The organism is Bacteroides fluxus YIT 12057 (assembly GCF_000195635.1).
Taxonomy (GTDB): domain Bacteria; phylum Bacteroidota; class Bacteroidia; order Bacteroidales; family Bacteroidaceae; genus Bacteroides; species Bacteroides fluxus.
The window spans coordinates 1-1,299 of sequence record NZ_GL882667.1 but is presented as its reverse complement, the minus strand read 5'-3'; the positions used below and the strand labels follow the sequence as shown (position 1 = coordinate 1,299).

The window sequence follows — 1,299 nt, the reverse complement described above, 5'->3', positions numbered from 1 at the left end:
AGTTGAATTTGTCGAAAGGTACTAAAGTCCGTATTACCGGCGGTGACTTTGAGGGACAGGAGGGCGTTTTCCTGAAAGTAAAGGGTGCGCGTGACCGTCGTGTGGTCATCCAGATACAGGGGATAATTGCCGTTGCCATGGCGACTATCCATCCGGACTTGATAGAAGTAATCAGATAATTGCCCGTTGATCATTTCCTTCTGCCTATTTGTAACTCGTAAATTATAAATCTAACTCATAAATGAACACCTCTCTTTCCGAAGAAGCGGTAACTCTCCAGCGTGCTGCGTATGAACTGATGTATCTGGGTATGGACGGAAGTCCCGTTTATAGCGATGACCTTTCCCGCCGTAACGGTGAAGTTTACCGTCTGGCTACGGCTTTGTATGATTCCGTCGCTAAAGGTGTCACTGTCGAAGAACAGGCCAATGTCTGTCTTGCTCTTCTGATGGGTTACAGTGCCTCGTTCATTGACCATGGCGAGAAGCAGGAACATGTTCAGAAAGTATTGGACCGTTGTTGGGATATTCTTGAGGCTCTCCCGTCTTCCCTGCTGAAACTCCGCTTGCTTACTGTCTGTTACGGTGAGGTCTTTGATGACTCTCTTGCGGATGAAGCCCGTGCAATCATCGCCTCCTGGAATCCAGCTTCATTAACGGAAGAGCAGCGAAAGGCTGTCGAGGAATTCCGGAATGTGACTGACAACCCCTATCCTTGGGAGTATGTTGATTCGGACAGATAATTACAATATTTTATGAACGGAGGAATATTCGGACAGAATTTTTCGTTGAAAGTGCTGCCGGTGTGGGCTATCCTGTCAATCGACGTACTTGTCGTATTTGTTTCAAGTCTTTTGGCCTATGCGTTACGATACGATTTCAGGAGTATTTTTCTGGATTCCTCTTCCATTGACAAGACTATTTTATGGGTGGTCATTGTCAATCTTGTCTTTTTCCGGGTTTTCCGTACCTACTCCAATGTACTGCGCTTTTCCTCTTTCGTGGATATCATGCGTGTTTTCGTATCATTGACGGTGGCGTATGCACTGCTGATGTCGGCAAGTGTCCTGACGGGGAACGGCTTTGGTTCTTATCTGGCTCCGCCCAGTGTGCTGTTCATGTCCTATGTCATCAGTTTCGCCATGATGGCATGTTTCCGCATCATTGTCAAGACAGCTTTTGAAGCCTTGAATTTTGACAGTTCGCACAGTGCCAACGTCTTTATCTACGGAGCCAGGGAAGCGGGCGTGAACATCGCCAAAACCCTGCGTGTGAACCTGCGTAACCACTACCGCCTGCG

The 1,299-nt window shown here is 47.6% G+C and carries 2 protein-coding genes and 1 pseudogene; all 3 read left to right on the top strand.

The features are described 5' to 3' along the window. Window positions 1-179: pseudogene (locus tag HMPREF9446_RS18415) on the top strand (transcriptional regulator); the annotation flags it as partial. 62 nt (window positions 180-241) lie between these two features. Continuing rightward, on the top strand, window positions 242-742 hold the full coding sequence (locus HMPREF9446_RS12375) for a UpxZ family transcription anti-terminator antagonist (protein WP_009126016.1): 501 nt from the start codon (window positions 242-244) through the stop codon (window positions 740-742). A gap of 12 nt (window positions 743-754) precedes the next feature. Continuing rightward, window positions 755-1,299 (top strand): nucleoside-diphosphate sugar epimerase/dehydratase (locus HMPREF9446_RS12370; protein ID WP_009126015.1); only part of this gene is annotated, 545 nt, incomplete at its 3' end.

What these genes read in the sequence shown, in the direction of transcription:
- HMPREF9446_RS12375 (WP_009126016.1), top strand. Translation starts at nt 242, where the DNA reads ATGAACACCTCTCTTTCCGAAGAAGCGGTAACTCTCCAGCGTGCTGCG.